The 18,076-nt window shown below is 54.0% G+C and carries 15 protein-coding genes; 13 read left to right on the top strand and 2 right to left on the bottom strand.

All coding sequences use genetic code 11. The features are described from left to right. Nucleotides 1-318: 318 nt before the first annotated feature. On the bottom strand, nt 319-2,079 hold the full coding sequence (gene ycaO, locus BJP35_RS01815) for a 30S ribosomal protein S12 methylthiotransferase accessory factor YcaO (RefSeq protein ID WP_032677795.1): 1,761 nt from the start codon (nt 2,077-2,079) through the stop codon (nt 319-321). A 127-nt stretch (nt 2,080-2,206) separates the two neighbouring features. Between ycaO and BJP35_RS01810 the strand changes: the two genes are divergently transcribed. From BJP35_RS01810 to BJP35_RS01750, 13 genes are all read left to right on the top strand, one after another. Continuing rightward, nucleotides 2,207-2,899, top strand: a complete 693-nt coding sequence (locus BJP35_RS01810) for a DUF421 domain-containing protein (protein WP_047742471.1) — start codon at nt 2,207-2,209, stop codon at nt 2,897-2,899. Between the two features lie 162 nt (nt 2,900-3,061). Continuing rightward, nucleotides 3,062-4,150, top strand: coding sequence for a 3-phosphoserine/phosphohydroxythreonine transaminase (gene serC / locus BJP35_RS01805; protein WP_025204554.1), 1,089 nt, complete (start codon nt 3,062-3,064; stop codon nt 4,148-4,150). 68 nt (nt 4,151-4,218) lie between these two features. After that, nucleotides 4,219-5,502, top strand: coding sequence for a 3-phosphoshikimate 1-carboxyvinyltransferase (aroA, locus tag BJP35_RS01800; RefSeq protein ID WP_025204553.1), 1,284 nt, complete (start codon nt 4,219-4,221; stop codon nt 5,500-5,502). 253 nt (nt 5,503-5,755) lie between these two features. Further along, entirely contained in the window at nt 5,756-6,439 is a 684-nt protein-coding gene (gene cmk, locus BJP35_RS01795) for a (d)CMP kinase (protein WP_014169386.1), read from the top strand. 110 nt (nt 6,440-6,549) lie between these two features. Further along, complete coding sequence (gene rpsA, locus BJP35_RS01790; protein WP_014169387.1) at nt 6,550-8,223, top strand: 30S ribosomal protein S1; 1,674 nt, start codon at nt 6,550-6,552, stop codon at nt 8,221-8,223. A gap of 171 nt (nt 8,224-8,394) precedes the next feature. Next, nucleotides 8,395-8,682, top strand: coding sequence for an integration host factor subunit beta (gene ihfB / locus BJP35_RS01785; protein ID WP_008499965.1), 288 nt, complete (start codon nt 8,395-8,397; stop codon nt 8,680-8,682). 215 nt (nt 8,683-8,897) lie between these two features. After that, complete coding sequence (locus tag BJP35_RS01780; protein WP_047742474.1) at nt 8,898-11,162, top strand: ComEC family protein; 2,265 nt, start codon at nt 8,898-8,900, stop codon at nt 11,160-11,162. 36 nt (nt 11,163-11,198) lie between these two features. Further along, the gene (gene msbA / locus BJP35_RS01775) at nt 11,199-12,947 is read left to right on the top strand and encodes a lipid A ABC transporter ATP-binding protein/permease MsbA (protein WP_020884816.1); all 1,749 of its coding nucleotides are present in this window, start codon (nt 11,199-11,201) and stop codon (nt 12,945-12,947) included. Continuing rightward, nucleotides 12,944-13,921, top strand: a complete 978-nt coding sequence (lpxK, locus tag BJP35_RS01770) for a tetraacyldisaccharide 4'-kinase (protein ID WP_047742476.1) — start codon at nt 12,944-12,946, stop codon at nt 13,919-13,921. Before msbA ends, lpxK begins: the two co-directional genes overlap by 4 nt. A 44-nt stretch (nt 13,922-13,965) precedes the next feature. Then, nucleotides 13,966-15,195 carry a winged helix-turn-helix domain-containing protein gene (locus tag BJP35_RS01765; protein WP_086462869.1) on the top strand — a complete coding sequence of 410 codons (1,230 nt, stop codon included), beginning with the start codon at nt 13,966-13,968 and terminating at the stop codon, nt 15,193-15,195. A 45-nt stretch (nt 15,196-15,240) separates the two neighbouring features. Further along, on the top strand, nt 15,241-15,423 hold the full coding sequence (gene ycaR, locus BJP35_RS01760; protein WP_006174474.1) for a protein YcaR: 183 nt from the start codon (nt 15,241-15,243) through the stop codon (nt 15,421-15,423). After that, nucleotides 15,420-16,166 (top strand): 3-deoxy-manno-octulosonate cytidylyltransferase, encoded by a 747-nt coding sequence (gene kdsB, locus BJP35_RS01755; RefSeq protein WP_014169394.1) that lies wholly within the window; start codon nt 15,420-15,422, stop codon nt 16,164-16,166. Before ycaR ends, kdsB begins: the two co-directional genes overlap by 4 nt. 141 nt (nt 16,167-16,307) lie before the next feature. Next, a complete protein-coding gene (locus BJP35_RS01750; protein WP_014169395.1) occupies nt 16,308-17,201 on the top strand; it encodes a YcbJ family phosphotransferase in 894 nt (297 codons plus the stop codon). On the opposite strand, the gene elyC is transcribed toward BJP35_RS01750, so the two are convergent. Beyond that, nucleotides 17,178-17,957 (bottom strand): envelope biogenesis factor ElyC, encoded by a 780-nt coding sequence (gene elyC / locus BJP35_RS01745; RefSeq protein WP_020884813.1) that lies wholly within the window; start codon nt 17,955-17,957, stop codon nt 17,178-17,180. The genes BJP35_RS01750 and elyC overlap by 24 nt on opposite strands. Nucleotides 17,958-18,076 lie beyond the last annotated feature (119 nt).

Below are 18,076 nucleotides of genomic sequence, written 5' to 3'. Positions count from 1 at the left end.
ATAGGCCCGCAATGTGTATGGATTTACAGCAAAAGCGGAGTAAGTATTTGATTATCCGTATAAAAATAAATTTTAAAAGTTATGAAAAGAGTTGAATTATTTCTTTCGGCCACCTCTGCAACAGTTAATTAATATGGAGTAATTACCATAAAAAGTAACAGTAAAGCCCAGGTAAATATTATTATATTTACCCATATTTAACTTTATTATTACAATCAACAGTCATTGCCGAAAAAAATAAAAAACGGGGCAATGAAATTGCCCCGTAATATAGCCCAGACGATTGAATACGCCTACAGCTGATAATGTTATATGCGCTTATTTTGACCAGTAAGCGGATTTCGCCTTCTGCAATTTTTCATACGCTTTCAGCAGAGACTGATGTGCCGGGAAGGCTTTCAGGTCGCTATCCACAGCCTGAAGACCGTAGAACGGCGCTTCACCGCTCAGTGCTGCGCTGGCGGCTTCAACGGCGTCAGCACCGTACATGCGAACAAACGCATTCAGGTATTGCAGCGGCTGACGATCTTCTTCCTGCGCGAGAAGCAGCAGGGTTTGCAGGCAGCGATAGTAGTTAGTGCGCTCGGCAGAGAAGACAGACTGGTTAAACTCCATAGTCCACTCGGTCCAGGCCAGAGCCTGATCCAGATCGCCACCAGCCAGTGCCAGCATTGCTTTCAGCTCACCGATACGCAGGGTATACCAGCCGTTATCTTTACCGGTCGCCAGACCCAGCAGCTCGCGTACGCGGGTGAAGTCATCATGGCCTTCCTCGTCCAGTTGCGCGATCAGGTTCAGGTAATCTTCTTTTTCCCATTCGCTGCCCGGCAAGGCCAGCAGGGTTTCACGCAGGTGCGCGCCCATGCTGTTGTTCGCCAGCCACAGATCTTCTGCCGGATAGATGTCGGACATGCCCGGCACCAGAATGCGGCAGGCGTACACGCCAAGGTGTTCGTAGTCAGCGATGTAGACTTCTTTATCTTCCGCCTTAAAGATAGCCATCAGCGTGGCGAACTCTTCTTCGGTGGTACCTGCAAAGCTCCAGTCGACGAACGGATAGTCCGCGTCCTGCTTAAACAGATCCCAGGAGATCAAACCGCTGGAGTCGATGAAGTGGGTTTCAAGGTTGGTGTGCTCGGCCACTTCTTCGTCGTCAAAGGTCGGTGGCGTAAACACGTCCAGATCTTTCAGGCCACGGCCCTGCAGTAATTCGGTGACGGTACGCTCCAGCGCCACGCCAAAGTCAGGGTGCGCGCCGAAGGAGGCGAAGCAGGTTCCGTTTTCAGGGTTAAACAGCACCACACAGATAACCGGGTATTTACCGCCCAGCGAGCCGTCATAGGCAAAGATTGGGAAACCTTCCGCTTCCAGCCTGGCGATGGATTCCACCACGCCCGGGTAGCGCGCCAGCACGTCAGCCGGAATTTCAGGCAGGCTGATGGATTCGGCAATGATGCGGTTTTTAATGTGGCGTTCGAAGACTTCAGACAGCCCCTGTACGCGCGCTTCATTACGGGTATTACCGGCAGACATACCGTTGGACACATACAGGTTGCCAACGATGTTCATCGGGATATAGACGGTCTGCTCATCAGACTGACGCGTGAACGGCAGGGCGCAGATACCACGATCCTCATTGCCGGACTGCAGATCGATCAGCATGCTGGCGGTCAGTTCGTTTTCCGGATCGTAGAACGCACGCAGACGCGCGTCGAGAATGCCTTCCGGCAGCGCGTCGTCTTCAGGCAGCGGGAACCATTTTTCGTTCGGATAGTGCACGAACGGGCCGTTGGCGATGGTTTCACCCAGCCAGAAATCGGCGAAGAAATAGTTGGTCGACAGACGTTCAAAATACTCACCCAGCGCAGAGGCCAGTGCCGCTTTTTTTGTCGCGCCTTTACCATTGGTAAAGCACAGGGCACACTCTTTATCGCGAATATGCACGGACCAGACATGAGGCACCGGGTTGAGCCAGGAGGCTTCTTCGATATTAAAGCCCAGGTCGGTCAGTTTCTGCTGGAAGCGAGCGATGGAATCTTCCAGAGCGGCGTCTTTGCCGGGGATAAACGTTTGAGTCATGGCGTTCACTTTTATCGTACGTAAAGCGCGCAATGATACGGGTTTTGCGTGACAGGTGCTATCTTCGGCGAAAATAAAAGACTCGACTATGCTTACAGACAGTAACTTACTGTTAAGGCATAGAAAAATGAAAGCATTTGATCTCCAGCGGATGGCGTTTGATAAAGTTCCTCCCGAATTTTTGGGCGAAGTGGCCCTGCGCAGCCTGTATACCTTTGTATTGGTCTTCCTGTTTCTCAAAATCACCGGGCGGCGTGGTGTCCGGCAGATGTCCCTCTTTGAGGTGCTGATTATTCTGACGCTGGGTTCAGCGGCGGGGGATGTCGCCTTTTACGACGATGTGCCGATGGTGCCGGTCTTTATCGTTTTTGTCTCACTGGCGCTACTTTACCGGCTTGTCATGTGGCTGATGTCGAAAAGTGAAAAGCTGGAAGATCTTCTCGAAGGGAAGCCGGTGGTTATCGTCGAGAACGGGCGGCTGGCATGGGAAAATGTACAGAGTGCCAACATGACCGAGTTCGAGTTTTTTATGGAACTGCGTCTGAATAGCGTTGAACAACTCGGGCAGGTACGGCTGGCAATCATGGAAACGAACGGACAAATCAGCGTCTATTACTATGCTGACGACGAGGTGAAGCCGGGGCTCTGTATTCTGCCGGATATGCTTATTGAGCGTTTCACCACCGTGCCTGAGTCAGGCGAATATGCCTGTATAAGATGTAGCCATGTTGTGGCGATGCAGACGGGCGATCATCAATTATGTCCCCGCTGTACAAATCCGGAATGGACGAAGGTTAGCCGGGCCAAACGCCTTACCTGACAGCCATATTGTCGGTTTTGCCGCAGAGAGGTGGCAGATTGTATTGTGTGACGCGGGACACATTTCACCGGTCATAAGTTTTAGACATTGCGGCGCGTGTCACTGAATGATAAAACCGATATCCACAGTTATAACTTATTGCTTTTAGCGTGGTGAGGGGAAATGGCTCAAGTCTTTAATTTCAGTTCAGGTCCGGCGATGTTGCCGGCAGACGTGCTTAAACAGGCTCAACAGGAACTTTGTGACTGGAACGGTCTGGGTACGTCGGTGATGGAAATCAGCCACCGTGGTAAAGAGTTTATTCAGGTGGCGGAAGAGGCAGAAAAGGATTTTCGCGATCTGCTGAACATTCCCTCAAACTACAAAGTTTTGTTCTGCCACGGCGGTGGCCGCGGTCAGTTTGCTGGCGTCCCACTGAATATCCTCGGCGACAAAACCACGGCAGACTACGTTGATGCGGGTTACTGGGCGGCAAGTGCGGTTAAAGAAGCCAAAAAGTACTGCTCGCCAAATGTTATCGACGCCAAAATTACCGTTGATGGCCTGCGTGCCGTGAAGCCGATGAGCGAATGGCAGCTCTCTGATAACGCTGCGTATCTGCACTATTGCCCAAATGAAACCATCGACGGGATTGCCATCGACGAGACCCCGAACTTCGGTAAAGACGTGGTGGTTGCAGCCGATTTCTCCTCTACCATTTTGTCCGCGCCAATTGACGTCAGCCGCTACGGTGTTATCTATGCGGGTGCGCAGAAAAATATCGGCCCGGCGGGTTTGACTATTGTCATCGTGCGCGAAGATTTGCTGGGTAAAGCCCATCAGTCTTGCCCGTCTATTCTGGATTATACGGTCCTCAACGATAACGACTCCATGTTCAACACCCCCCCTACGTTTGCCTGGTACCTCTCTGGCCTGGTCTTTAAATGGCTCAAGCAAAACGGCGGCGTGGCGCAGATGGACAAAATCAATCAGCAGAAAGCCGACCTGCTGTATGGCGTGATCGATAAGAGCGATTTCTACCGTAACGATGTCGCGAAAGCTAACCGTTCTCGTATGAATGTGCCGTTCCAGCTGGCGGACAGCAACCTGGATAAAGTCTTCCTTGAAGCGTCCTTCGCTGCAGGCCTGCATGCGCTGAAAGGCCACCGTGTTGTAGGCGGTATGCGTGCCTCTATCTATAACGCGATGCCGCTGGAAGGGGTTAAAACCCTGACCGATTTCATGATCGACTTCGAACGTCGCCACGGTTAATTACGCTGTTTTCACCCCCGTAGCTCTGCTGCGGGGTTTTTATTATGTTGAGTTGAGAGTTAAGTTTCATGGAATCCCTGACGTTACAACCTATCGCGCGGGTAGATGGCACCATTAATCTGCCTGGTTCAAAAAGTGTCTCGAACCGCGCTCTGCTGCTGGCAGCTCTGGCAAACGGCACCACCGTCCTCACAAACCTGCTGGACAGCGATGACGTGCGCCATATGCTCAATGCGCTGAAAGCGTTGGGAGTTCATTACACGCTGTCTGACGACCGCACCCGCTGTGAAGTGACCGGCAACGGCGGCGCGTTACGCTCGGCTGAAGAGCGTGAACTGTTTCTGGGTAATGCGGGGACGGCGATGCGCCCGCTGGCGGCGGCCCTGTGCCTGGGCAGCAACAATATTGTGCTGACCGGTGAGCCACGCATGAAAGAGCGTCCCATTGGCCATCTGGTGGATGCCCTTCGCCAGGGCGGCGCGCAGATTGAGTATCTGGAGCAGGAAAATTACCCGCCTCTGCGTCTGCGCGGTGGTTTCAATGGCGGTAACGTCGAGGTGGATGGCAGCGTCTCCAGCCAGTTCCTGACGGCTCTGCTGATGACTGCGCCGCTGGCACCACAGGATACGGTCATCACCATCAAAGGCGACCTGGTCTCTAAACCGTACATTGATATTACGCTGCACCTGATGAAAACCTTTGGGGTTGAGGTGGAAAACCGCGCTTATCAGCAATTCGTGGTTCGCGGTGCGCAGCAGTACCAGTCTCCGGGTCATTACCTTGTGGAAGGTGATGCTTCTTCTGCCTCCTATTTCCTGGCGGCAGGGGCGATTAAGGGCGGTACGGTGAAAGTGACCGGCATTGGCCGTAACAGCGTTCAGGGCGATATCCGTTTTGCTGACGTGCTGGAAAAAATGGGCGCCACGATTACCTGGGGCGATGATTTCATCTCCTGCACCCATGGCGAGCTGAACGCTATCGATATGGACATGAACCATATCCCGGATGCGGCGATGACCATTGCCACGGCGGCGCTCTTCGCAAAAGGCACCACGACGCTGCGTAACATTTACAACTGGCGCGTAAAAGAGACTGACCGTCTGTTCGCGATGGCGACCGAACTGCGTAAAGTGGGCGCCGAAGTGGAGGAGGGCGAAGACTACATCCGCGTCACGCCTCCGGCAAAACTGCAATTTGCGGAAATCGGCACCTATAACGATCACCGCATGGCAATGTGCTTCTCGCTGGTGGCGCTCTCCGATACGCCGGTGACCATTCTCGACCCGAAATGTACGGCGAAAACCTTCCCGGACTACTTCGAGCAATTGGCGCGTATCAGTACCCCTGCCTGATTTGCCTTCGCGCCAGCCTCTGTGCTGGCGCGCTTACAGCGTTCCCACTCATTGACGTGATGATCTACACTTCTGAAGATGTGCGCCTGCCGCCTGCAAGCAACGCGAACGATGTAGAAGTATCATTGCGCAATAATTCTTCATCTAAATACCTGTAATTCGCGTTTTTGCACACAACGTTAACGATTGTGGGCATTGGCGCGTATAATGCGCGGCGTTTACGTTAACGGTATGCCTGTTTAAGGAGATAAAGATGACGGCAATTGCCCCGGTCATAACCATTGATGGCCCAAGCGGTGCAGGAAAGGGCACCTTGTGCAAGGCAATGGCGGAAGCATTGCAATGGCATCTGCTGGACTCTGGTGCTATTTACCGCGTGTTAGCGCTTGCGGCGCTGCATCACCATGTTGATGTGGCCTCCGAAGACGCGCTGGTTCCGCTGGCTACCCATCTTGATGTTCGCTTTATCTCAACCAACGGAAATCTGGAAGTGATTCTCGAAGGTGAAGATGTCAGCGGTGAAATTCGGACTCAGGACGTGGCGAATGCCGCTTCACAGGTTGCCGCTTTCCCGCGCGTGCGTGAAGCACTGCTGCGCCGTCAACGCGCCTTCCGTGAACTGCCTGGCCTGATCGCTGACGGGCGTGACATGGGAACCGTTGTCTTCCCTGATGCGCCGGTGAAAATTTTCCTCGACGCCTCCTCGGAAGAACGGGCTCAACGCCGCATGCTTCAGTTGCAGGAAAAGGGGTTTAGTGTTAACTTTGATCGCCTTTTGTCCGAGATAAAAGAGCGCGATGACCGCGATCGTAACCGCGCCGTCGCCCCACTTGTTCCTGCAGAAGATGCATTAGTTCTGGATTCAACCAGTTTAACTATTGAGCAAGTGATTGAAAAAGCGCTACAATATGCGCGCCAAAAACTGGCACTCGCGTAATTGCGACCGATTTAGCAGTACCCCCGCTGCAATGGATTGACGGCGGGTATGTGAAACAACCCCATCCGGCACGGAGCCAGGTGGACGTTATATTAACCTGAAGATTAAACATGACTGAATCTTTTGCTCAACTATTTGAAGAATCCTTAAAAACAATCGAAACCCGTCCGGGTTCCATCGTTCGTGGTGTTGTTGTTGCTATCGACAAAGACGTAGTACTGGTTGACGCCGGTCTGAAATCTGAGTCCGCCATTCCGGCAGAGCAGTTCAAAAACGCCCAGGGCGAGCTGGAAATCCAGGTTGGTGACGAAGTTGACGTTGCTCTGGATGCAGTAGAAGACGGCTTCGGCGAAACCCTGCTTTCCCGTGAAAAAGCTAAACGTCACGAAGCTTGGATCACGCTGGAAAAAGCTTACGAAGAAGCTGAAACTGTGGTCGGTGTTATCAACGGCAAAGTTAAAGGTGGCTTCACTGTTGAGCTGAATGGTATTCGTGCGTTCCTGCCAGGTTCTCTGGTAGACGTTCGTCCAGTCCGTGACACCCTGCACCTCGAAGGCAAAGAGCTTGAGTTCAAAGTAATCAAGCTGGACCAGAAGCGTAACAACGTTGTTGTATCCCGTCGTGCCGTTATCGAATCCGAAAACAGCGCAGAACGCGATCAGCTGCTGGAAAACCTGCAGGAAGGCATGGAAGTCAAAGGTATCGTTAAGAACCTCACTGACTACGGCGCATTCGTTGACCTGGGCGGCGTTGATGGCCTGCTGCACATCACCGACATGGCGTGGAAACGCGTTAAGCACCCAAGCGAAATCGTGAACGTGGGCGACGAAATCACTGTTAAAGTGCTGAAGTTCGACCGCGAGCGTACTCGTGTATCCCTCGGCCTGAAACAGCTGGGCGAAGATCCATGGGTAGCTATCGCTAAGCGTTACCCAGAAGGTACTAAACTGACTGGTCGCGTTACCAACCTGACTGACTACGGCTGCTTCGTTGAAATCGAAGAAGGCGTTGAAGGCCTGGTGCACGTTTCCGAAATGGACTGGACCAACAAAAACATCCACCCATCCAAAGTTGTTAACGTTGGTGATGTAGTGGAAGTTATGGTTCTGGATATCGACGAAGAACGTCGTCGTATCTCCCTGGGCCTGAAACAGTGCAAAAACAACCCATGGCAGCAGTTCGCGGAAACCCACAACAAGGGTGACCGTGTTGAAGGTAAAATCAAGTCTATCACTGACTTCGGTATCTTCATCGGCCTGGACGGCGGCATCGATGGCCTGGTTCACCTGTCTGACATCTCCTGGAACGTTGCAGGCGAAGAAGCAGTTCGTGAATACAAAAAAGGCGACGAAATCGCTGCAGTTGTTCTGCAGGTTGACGCAGAGCGTGAACGTATCTCCCTGGGCGTTAAACAGCTCGCAGAAGATCCGTTCAACAACTGGGTTGCACTGAACAAGAAAGGCGCAATCGTAAACGGTAAAGTCACTGCAGTTGACGCTAAAGGCGCAACCGTAGAACTGGCTGACGGCGTTGAAGGTTACCTGCGCGCTTCTGAAGCTTCACGTGACCGCGTTGAAGATGCGACTCTGGTTCTGAACGTTGGTGACGACGTTGAAGCTAAGTTCACCGGTGTTGACCGTAAGAACCGTGCAATCAGCCTGTCTGTTCGTGCTAAAGACGAAGCTGATGAGAAAGATGCAATCGCAACTGTTAACAAACAGGAAGATGCAAACTTCTCTAACAACGCAATGGCTGAAGCTTTCAAAGCAGCTAAAGGCGAGTAATATCAGGTTGTCCGCATCATTTTGAGCTGTAACGCATTTACAGCGAGAAGGATGAGGAGCAAACTTGACAGATTAGAGGATTCGTCCTGTAATCAATAACAAAGGGCGGCTACGGCCGCCCTTGTTTAATGAGCTGTTCAGCTAATTGGTTTGAAAGGAACCGGAGGAATCATGACCAAGTCAGAATTGATTGAAAGACTTGCCAGTCAGCAACCGCATATCCCTGCGAAAGCAGTGGAGGATGCCGTAAAAGAGATGCTGGAGCATATGGCCTCCACTCTTGCCCAGGGCGAGCGCATTGAAATCCGCGGTTTCGGTAGTTTTTCTCTGCACTATCGTGCTCCACGTACCGGGCGTAACCCGAAAACTGGCGATAAAGTCGAACTGGAAGGTAAGTACGTTCCACACTTTAAGCCGGGTAAAGAACTGCGCGATCGCGCCAACATTTACGGCAACTGAGTTTAGCCATCAGCGCTAAACTGGGTTCGAAAGAAAGCACCTGCGGGTGCTTTTTTTGTGCCTGTCGCTTTTATTCTGAAGATGCCGCGCAATTTTCCTTTTGTTTTCTGCAAACGGATAAAAATGTTTCAGCGCCCGCTGTAAACCGCGTTTCTTCTGGCTGACGACTCACCCTGCCTGCTTCCATACTGTCACCCTCAAACAGGGAGGTAGTAATGGGCATTCCCGCGATAAGTCTTTGCGCCATTCTGGCGATCATGCCGTTACTCTGGTTACCCGTCCTGCCTGAACGTCATACCGTGTGGGTAATGATAGCCGGTGGGATAGCGCTGGCCGTCCAGCGACACAACGTCCTGAAGTATATGGGGATCGTGGTGTTATTTTGTGTCTGGGGTCTTCTTGCTGCGCAGGAAAGCGTCTGGCCGATGCAACATTTAACGACGGGAGCAGTGCAGGCAGACATAGAAATCACGGCCACCGATGGTGCAACAATGCATCAGGGCAACATTCTGCGTGTCGATGGTCAACGCTGGTGGGCATCCACGGGCGTGACGCTGTATGGCAATTACCTGCCGCAAAAGGTATGTGCCGGTCAGCGCTGGGCTATGACGCTCAGACTCCGGCCTGTGCATGGCGAGCTAAACGACGGGGGATATGATCCCCAGCGAAGCGCCTTTGCCCGACACCAGACGCTCAGCGGACGTTTTACGCAGGCGAAAATCGTCGATGAAAACTGCAGCTTGCGTGCTCAGTACCTGATGTCACTGCAACACCGGCTTTCTGCTTTTCAATGGGGCGCGGTTATGCTTGGGCTGGGGATGGGAGAACGTCTGGAGGTGCCCCGGGAAATTAAAGATCTGATGCGCGACACCGGCACGCTGCACCTGATGGCAATTTCGGGTCTGCATATTGCGCTGGCCGCATCCATCGTCTGGTTACTTACGCGAGGGCTTCAGTTTTTAATGCCGGGCCACTGGATCCACTGGCAGATTCCTCTCCTGGCCGGGTTGCTCTTTGCCGCTTTCTACGCCTGGCTTACCGGGCTGCAACCGCCCGCATTGCGAACGGTTATCGCACTTGCCGTGCTGGCGGCATTGCGCATTGGCGCCCGTCAGTGGTCTCCCTGGCAGGTGTGGTGTTGCTGTATCGCGGCAATCCTGATAAGCGATCCCTTAGCCGTGCTTTCTCAAAGTCTGGCCCTTTCAGCTTTTGCCGTCGCCGCACTGATTTTCTGGTTTCAGTGGCTGCCTCTTCCTCGCGGGCACCGGGTTCGCTGGTTACAGCCTCTGATGAATCTGCTTTATCTGCAAACCGGCATGTTGCTTCTGCTCATGCCATTACAGGTGCTGATTTTTCATGGGTTTAGCCTCTCTTCCCTGGTGGCTAATCTCTTTGCCGTCCCCCTGGTTACTTTTGTCTGCGTACCGCTGATCCTGTCCGGAATGTTGCTTCATCTGTTGCCGCTGACGGCGCTGGAAAGTGCCCTCTGGCTTGCAGCCGATAAATCCCTGGGAGGGTTGTTCTGGATGCTGATGCGCCTGCCGGATGGCTGGCAGAACGTAGATGAACGATGGCAATACCTGACGTTATTGCCCTGGCTTGCCATTATCGGCTGGCGCTTTCATGCCTGGAAATCCGTTCCTGCAGTGTGTCTGGCAGGGAGTGTCTTACTGGCATTTCCGCTCTGGCGAACGGTGAGAAGTGAGGGCTGGACACTGCATATGCTGGATGTGGGGCAGGGACTGGCAATGGTCATTGAACGCCACGGTAAAGCCCTTCTTTATGATACCGGGCTCGCCTGGCCGGGTGGTGATAGTGCCCGGCAGTTAATCATTCCGTGGCTACGCTGGCACCATTTGCAACCAGAAGGCGTCATCCTCAGTCATGAGCATCTCGACCATGCGGGCGGTCTGGCGACGCTGCAAAAAACATGGCCCACGTTATGGATAAGAAGCCCGTTAGATCGGGCGGAACATCGGCCTTGTTTTCGCGGGCAGAGATGGATATGGGAGGGGTTAACCTTCACCGTCCACTGGCCACCTGAGGGCTATTCCGAAAGGGGGAACAATCGCTCCTGTGTGGTAAAAATCGACGATGGTGAGCAGAGTGCGTTGCTTACGGGGGATATTGAAGCGCAAGCGGAACAGACTATGCTTAGCCATTACTGGCGTCATCTGACGTCCACTGTAATACAGGTACCCCATCATGGCAGCAATACGTCTTCATCATTGTCACTGGTGCAACGGGTAGAGGGAAGGATCGCGCTCGATTCTGCGGCCCGCTATAACGCATGGCATTTTCCGTCGGCAAAAGTTATCAGACGTTATCGAAAAGAGGGCTATATCTGGCACGATACCCCCCATTCTGGACAAATATCGGTGACATTCTCGCAACATCAATGGCAAATACAGCGCGTACGTGATGAATATTTACCGCGTTGGTATCATCAGTGGTTTGGCGCGCCCGGAGATAACGGGTAGAATATGCGGCTATTTCAACAGATGCTGGTTTTTTGAATGCATAACGACAAAGATCTCTCCACGTGGCAAACCTTCCGCCGACTCTGGCCGATGATTGCACCTTTTAAAGCAGGCTTGATCGTGGCGGGTGTAGCGTTAGTCCTCAACGCAGCCAGCGATACGTTTATGTTATCGCTTCTCAAACCGTTACTGGATGATGGTTTTGGTAAAACAGATCGCTCAGTGCTGATATGGATGCCACTGGTGGTTATTGGACTGATGATCTTACGCGGTATCACCAGCTACATTTCGAGCTACTGTATCTCCTGGGTTTCCGGGAAAGTCGTTATGACCATGCGCCGTCGGCTGTTTGGTCACATGATGGGCATGCCAGTAGCGTTCTTTGATAAGCAGTCTACCGGTACCTTGCTGTCACGTATTACCTACGACTCCGAGCAGGTAGCATCATCGTCGTCCAACGCGCTGATTACCGTGGTGCGTGAAGGTGCATCGATTATCGGCCTGTTCATCATGATGTTCTATTACAGCTGGCAGCTGTCACTGATCCTTATCGTGCTGGCACCGGTTGTCTCTATTGCTATTCGCGTCGTTTCAAAGCGTTTTCGCAACATCAGTAAGAATATGCAGAACACGATGGGCCAGGTTACGACCAGCGCTGAGCAGATGCTGAAAGGGCATAAAGAGGTGTTGATTTTCGGCGGGCAGGAAGTCGAAACCAAACGCTTTGATAAAGTCAGCAACAAAATGCGTCTGCAGGGGATGAAAATGGTTTCGGCCTCTTCAATTTCTGACCCTATCATCCAGCTGATCGCTTCTCTGGCGCTGGCCTTTGTTCTGTATGCGGCCAGCTTCCCGAGCGTGATGGAGACGCTGACGGCGGGTACCATCACCGTGGTCTTCTCATCGATGATTGCCCTGATGCGCCCGCTGAAATCACTGACGAACGTCAACGCTCAGTTCCAGCGCGGGATGGCTGCCTGCCAGACCCTGTTCAGCATTCTGGATACCGAACAGGAGAAAGATGAAGGTAAACGCGAGATTGAACGCGCCCACGGCGATGTTGAATTCCGCAATGTGACTTTCACCTATCCTGGCCGCGAAACGCCGGCTTTGCGTAATATCAACCTGTCCATTCCCGCGGGTAAAACCGTTGCGCTGGTAGGCCGCTCCGGCTCAGGTAAATCCACCATCGCCAGCCTGATCACCCGTTTCTATGATATCGACGAGGGTGAAATCCTGCTGGATGGCCATGACCTGCGGGAGTATACCCTGCAGTCGCTGCGTAACCAGGTGGCGCTGGTCTCCCAGAATGTGCATCTCTTCAACGATACTGTGGCAAATAACATTGCCTATGCGCGTACAGAAGAGTACAGCCGTGCGGAGATTGAAAAGGCCGCTCGTATGGCCTATGCGATGGACTTTATCAACAAGATGGATAACGGTCTGGATACCATTATCGGTGAGAACGGTGTACTGCTCTCCGGTGGCCAGCGCCAGCGTATCGCCATTGCTCGTGCGCTGTTGCGTGATAGCCCGATTCTGATTCTGGATGAAGCAACCTCTGCGCTGGATACGGAATCTGAACGTGCCATTCAGTCTGCGCTGGATGAGCTGCAAAAGAACCGTACGTCGCTGGTGATTGCGCACCGTCTGTCGACTATCGAGCAGGCTGACGAAATCGTCGTTGTTGAAGATGGCGTGATTGTCGAACGCGGAAGCCACTCTGATTTGCTGGCGCACCGCGGCGTTTACGCCCAACTGCATAAGATGCAATTCGGCGAATGATTGCACGCATCTGGTCCGGTGAATCACCGCTGTGGCTGCTGCTTCTGCCGCTTTCCTGGCTTTATGGCCTGGTGAGCGGCGCCATTCGTCTGCTTTACCGTCTGGGGTTGAAGCAAGCATGGCGCGCGCCGGTGCCGGTTGTCGTGGTGGGTAACCTGACGGCTGGCGGCAACGGTAAAACACCGGTGGTGATCTGGCTGGTGGAGCAACTGCAAAAACGCGGTATACGCCCAGGCGTGGTATCGCGTGGGTATGGCGGAAAAGCGGCGCAGTATCCCCTGTTGCTGACGGCGGAAACTACGACCGCTGAAGCGGGTGATGAGCCAGTATTGATATACCAGCGTACAGGTGCACCTGTTGCGGTTTCCCCGGTACGCAGTGATGCCGTTCAGGCACTTCTTGCCGAACACACGGTAGACATTATTATTACTGACGATGGTCTGCAGCATTACGCGCTGGCGCGTGATAAAGAGATTGTGGTCATTGACGGGGTTCGCCGGTTCGGTAACGGCTGGTGGCTACCCGCCGGGCCAATGCGCGAACGCGCTTCGCGTCTCAGGTCCGTTGATGCGGTGATTGTTAACGGTGGAGAGGCCAAACCGGGTGAGATCCCTATGCATCTCAGGCCGGGAATGGCGGTGAATCTGTTGACCGGAGAGCGCAGTGCTGTCTCGTTGTTACCCGCGCTGGTGGCCATGGCGGGTATCGGTCATCCTCCGCGTTTCTTCGCGACGCTGGAACAGTGTGGTGCCCGGCTTGAAAAACGCGTTCCGCTGGCCGATCATCAGGCGCTGGTGCCAGATCAGGTCGCGGCCCTGACTGCGCCGGGGCAGACGCTAATCATGACTGAAAAAGATGCGGTGAAATGCCGTGCCTTTGCGAAGGATAACTGGTGGTATCTGCCGGTTGACGCTGAACTCAGCGGTGAGCAACCGGAACAATTGCTCAAGGAACTGATTGCGTTAGTGCAGTAATGGCTTACGCGGTTCTGGTGGCGCTTTGACTGACAGGAAAACGCATGTCTTTACCGCAACTCTCGCTTTCAGCCGCACGTCATTTGCACCTTGCCGCACAGGGGCTGCTCAAAAAGCCCCGCCGCCGCGCGCAGCCCGCCGATATTCTCTCTACCGTTCAGCGCATGTCGCTCCTTCAAATTGACACCATTAATATCGTGGCCCGTAGCCCTTACCTTGTGCTGTTTAGTCGGCTGGGGAATTATCCGCCTCAGTGGCTGGATGACGCGCTCAGTAAGGGGGACTTAATGGAGTACTGGGCGCACGAGGCCTGTTTCCTGCCGCGCAGCGATTTTGCCCTGGTTCGCCATCGCATGCTGGCCCCCGAAAAGATGGGCTGGAAATACCGCCAGGAATGGATGCAGGAGCACGCGACTGAAATTGTACAGCTTATCGAGCATATTCAGCAAAACGGTCCTGTACGTTCCGCCGATTTTGAACATCCGAGAAAAGGGACCAGCGGCTGGTGGGAGTGGAAGCCGCACAAACGCCACCTTGAAGGACTGTTTACGTCCGGCAAAGTCATGGTGATTGAACGGCGTAATTTTCAGCGCGTGTATGACCTGACGCACCGCGTGATGCCCCACTGGGACGATGAGCGTGACTTACTCACCCAGGAGGCAGCGGAAGCCATCATGATGGAAAACAGCGCCCGCAGTCTGGGCATTTTCCGGCCGCAGTGGCTGGCGGATTACTATCGCCTTCGCCAGCCGGCCCTGAAACCGCTGCTGGAAATGTGGCAGCGTGAACATCGTGTTATCCCCGTCACGGTAGAAACCCTCGGGAACATGTGGCTGCATTCGGATCTCCTCCCGCTCTTACCCCAGGCTCTGGACAGTAAGCTTCAGGCAACCCACAGCGCGGTGTTATCGCCTTTCGATCCGGTCGTGTGGGACAGAAAACGGGCCGAACAGCTGTTTAATTTCAGCTATCGGCTTGAGTGTTACACCCCCGCGCCAAAGCGTCAGTACGGCTACTTTGTGTTGCCTCTGCTGCACAAAGGGCAACTGGTCGGTCGAATGGACGCCAAAATGCACCGCAAAACCGGCACGCTGGAGATTATCGCGCTCTATCTTGAAGAGGGGATCAAGACCACAGCGGCGCTGGAAAAAGGATTAACCTCCGCCATTAGCGAATTCGCACGCTGGCAGGGGGCCCACGACGTGGCGCTGGGTCGGGTGCCTGACGGGTTGTTTAGCACCTGTCGACGTGGCTGGGAAACAGACACTCCCTGAAAAAGGAATGTGTTAAGCTTTAGCGATTACCCATACGGAGGAACTATGGATCACCGTTTACTTGAAATTATTGCCTGCCCGGTGTGCAACGGCAAACTTTACTACAGCCAGGACAAACAAGAGCTGATTTGCAAGCTGGACAGTCTGGCATTCCCGCTGCGCGACGGTATTCCGGTATTGCTGGAAAACGAAGCCCGCTCCCTGGTGGCAGAAGAGAGCAAACCATGAGTTTTGTTGTCATTATTCCTGCGCGTTATGCATCAACCCGTCTGCCGGGTAAACCGCTGGTGGATATCAACGGCAAACCGATGATTGTGCATGTCCTTGAACGTGCGCGTGAGTCCGGAGCTGAGCGCGTTATCGTGGCAACCGATCATCCGGACGTTGCCCGTGCGGTTGAGGCGGCTGGCGGAGAAGTGTGCATGACCCGCGCCGATCACCAGTCTGGCACAGAGCGGCTGGCAGAAGTGGTTGAGAAATGCGGTTTCAGTGATGATACGGTCATCGTTAACGTGCAGGGCGACGAGCCGATGATCCCGGCGGTCATTATTCGCCAGGTGGCGGAAAACCTGGCGCAGCGCCAGGTCGGTATGGCTACGCTCGCGGTTCCTGTGCTCCACGCTGAAGAGGCGTTTAATCCGAACGCGGTGAAAGTGGTGATGGATGCCGAGGGCTATGCGCTCTACTTCTCTCGCGCCACTATTCCCTGGGATCGTGACCGTTTTGCGGTTTCAAAAGAGACCATTGGTGATTCATTCCTGCGTCATCTGGGGATCTACGGCTACCGCGCTGGCTTTATTCGTCGTTATGTCACCTGGGCACCCAGCCCGCTGGAGCATATCGAAATGCTGGAGCAGCTCCGCGTGCTCTGGTACGGGGAAAAAATCCACGTTGCCGTTGCGCAGGAAGTGCCAGGTACGGGTGTTGACACCCCGGAAGATCTTGAGCGCGTCCGCGCCGAATTGCGTTAATAGCGCCCGCATCCCTCCTTACGGGGGGATGTTCTCTCCCGGTTATTTTCCCTTTCTTTTCCATAATTGATCTCTGTCGGGTGACATCTTCTGTCCGCGCGCTCATTATAAAAGCAGTAGTCTTAATGGGGGTAATCTCATATGGAACAGCTGCGTGCTGAACTGAGCCATCTGCTGGGTGAGAAGTTAAGCAGGGTTGAGTGTGTGAACGAAAAAGCAGATACCGCACTCTGGTCGTTATATGACAGCCAGGGAAACCCAATGCCGCTGATGGCCCGAAGTTTTACCTCGCCGGGCGTTGCCAGGCAGCTGGCCTGGAAAATGTCGATGCTTGCGCGACAAGGGACCGTCCGCATGCCGACGGTGTATGGCGTGATGACGCATGAAGAACACCCCGGCCCCGATGTCCTGCTGATTGAGCGGTTACGTGGCGTGCCTGTGGAAGCGCCTGCTCGTTCACCGGAACGCTGGGAGCAGCTGAAAGATCAGATTGTCGAGGCGCTGCTAGGCTGGCACAGACAAGACAGCGGTGGGCTCGTCGGCCCGGTAGACAGCACCCAGGAAAACCTGTGGCCACTGTGGTACCGCCAGCGGGTCGAAGTGTTGTGGGGCACCCTTAATCAGTTTAATAACACCGGTTTGACCATGCAGGACAAACGTATTTTGTTCCGCACCCGGGAGTGTTTGCCCGCGCTGTTTGACGGCTTTAACGACAACTGCGTGCTGGTTCACGGCAATTTTACCCTGCGCAGCATGCTGAAAGACCCTCGCAGCGACCAGCTTCTGGCAATGGTAGGGCCGGGGATCATGCTCTGGGCACCGCGCGAGTACGAGTTGTTCAGGCTCAGCGACAGCGGGGCCGCAGAGGGGTTACTCTGGCATTATCTCCAGCGCGCGCCGGTTGCAGAAGCGTTTCTCTGGCGCCGCTGGCTCTATCTGCTCTGGGATGAAGTGGCGCAACTGGTCAATACTGGCCGTTTTAATCGCGCCAACTTCGATCTCGCCACGAAATCACTCCTGCCCTGGCTCGCCTGACGCGCCTTTTAGCCATTGCCAGAGGCGTCCAAGCGTTTCGTAACCGACACGATCGCTGTGCATCAGCCACACCGGGGACGGGATCGCCCGTTCCCACGGGTTAAGCGGCGCGTCGATGGCCATCTGGTTAGCCGGCGCGGGGAGGGGATGCAGGCCAACTCTTTCGAAGAAAATCATCGCCCGCGGCAGGTGCGAGGCGGACGTAACCAGCAGGAACGGGGCATCGCCAATCGCCTGCTTCACGGCAGCAGCTTCTTCTTCGGTGTCTTTTGGGCTGTCCAGCGTGATGATAGCGGAACGCGGTACACCCAGCGATTCAGCCACTCTGGCTCCGGCTTCGGCCGTGCTGACCGGGTTTGTTTTTGCCGCCGCACCGGTAAAGATCATTTTCGATCCCGGATTCGCCAGCCACAGGCGAATACCTTCGTTCAGTCGAGGCAGGCTGTTGTTAATCAGGTTTGAACTGGGCGCCCAGTTCGGATCCCAGGTGTAACCCCCACCCAGCACCACGATATACTTCACCTCCTGATGACCCTGCCATGTCGGGTACCTGTTTTCGACAGGGCGTAACAGGCTATCCGCGACCGGCTGAAGACTCAGCAGCAGCAGAACCAGCCAGCCGACGGTAATAAGTGTTTTGCCACTTTTCTGAAAGCGACTAAACCACACCAGCGCCAGCCCCAGCGCAATGATGATAAGCAGCAGTGGAAGGGGAAGCATCATCCCCCCAATGTATTTCTTCAGGGTAAAAAGCATCCTTTTTGGTTCCTTTTTTAACCATATAGCAGGTGATTACTCGTGATATTACACCAGAGAGGTTCATTCTCCGCGCGGGTGTGACAAAATAGCGGTTTTGCAGTTAGCGAGTGGAACTC

Source organism: Enterobacter sp. J49 (assembly GCF_002148625.1).
Lineage (GTDB): Bacteria > Pseudomonadota > Gammaproteobacteria > Enterobacterales > Enterobacteriaceae > Enterobacter > Enterobacter ludwigii.
This window is presented reverse-complemented; position numbering and strand designations above follow the sequence as displayed.

Excerpts from the sequence above, each read along its gene's own strand:
- BJP35_RS01750 (WP_014169395.1), top strand. The coding sequence starts at position 16,308 with ATGGAACAGCTGCGTGCTGAACTGAGCCATCTGCTGGGTGAGAAGTTA.
- ycaO (WP_032677795.1), bottom strand. The coding sequence starts at position 2,079 with ATGACTCAAACGTTTATCCCCGGCAAAGACGCCGCTCTGGAAGATTCC.
- ycaR (WP_006174474.1), top strand. The coding sequence starts at position 15,241 with ATGGATCACCGTTTACTTGAAATTATTGCCTGCCCGGTGTGCAACGGC.
- aroA (WP_025204553.1), top strand. The coding sequence starts at position 4,219 with ATGGAATCCCTGACGTTACAACCTATCGCGCGGGTAGATGGCACCATT.
- ihfB (WP_008499965.1), top strand. The coding sequence starts at position 8,395 with ATGACCAAGTCAGAATTGATTGAAAGACTTGCCAGTCAGCAACCGCAT.
- kdsB (WP_014169394.1), top strand. The coding sequence starts at position 15,420 with ATGAGTTTTGTTGTCATTATTCCTGCGCGTTATGCATCAACCCGTCTG.
- lpxK (WP_047742476.1), top strand. The coding sequence starts at position 12,944 with ATGATTGCACGCATCTGGTCCGGTGAATCACCGCTGTGGCTGCTGCTT.
- rpsA (WP_014169387.1), top strand. The coding sequence starts at position 6,550 with ATGACTGAATCTTTTGCTCAACTATTTGAAGAATCCTTAAAAACAATC.
- cmk (WP_014169386.1), top strand. The coding sequence starts at position 5,756 with ATGACGGCAATTGCCCCGGTCATAACCATTGATGGCCCAAGCGGTGCA.
- BJP35_RS01780 (WP_047742474.1), top strand. The coding sequence starts at position 8,898 with ATGGGCATTCCCGCGATAAGTCTTTGCGCCATTCTGGCGATCATGCCG.
- msbA (WP_020884816.1), top strand. The coding sequence starts at position 11,199 with ATGCATAACGACAAAGATCTCTCCACGTGGCAAACCTTCCGCCGACTC.
- BJP35_RS01810 (WP_047742471.1), top strand. The coding sequence starts at position 2,207 with ATGAAAGCATTTGATCTCCAGCGGATGGCGTTTGATAAAGTTCCTCCC.
- elyC (WP_020884813.1), bottom strand. The coding sequence starts at position 17,957 with ATGCTTTTTACCCTGAAGAAATACATTGGGGGGATGATGCTTCCCCTT.
- serC (WP_025204554.1), top strand. The coding sequence starts at position 3,062 with ATGGCTCAAGTCTTTAATTTCAGTTCAGGTCCGGCGATGTTGCCGGCA.
- BJP35_RS01765 (WP_086462869.1), top strand. The coding sequence starts at position 13,966 with ATGTCTTTACCGCAACTCTCGCTTTCAGCCGCACGTCATTTGCACCTT.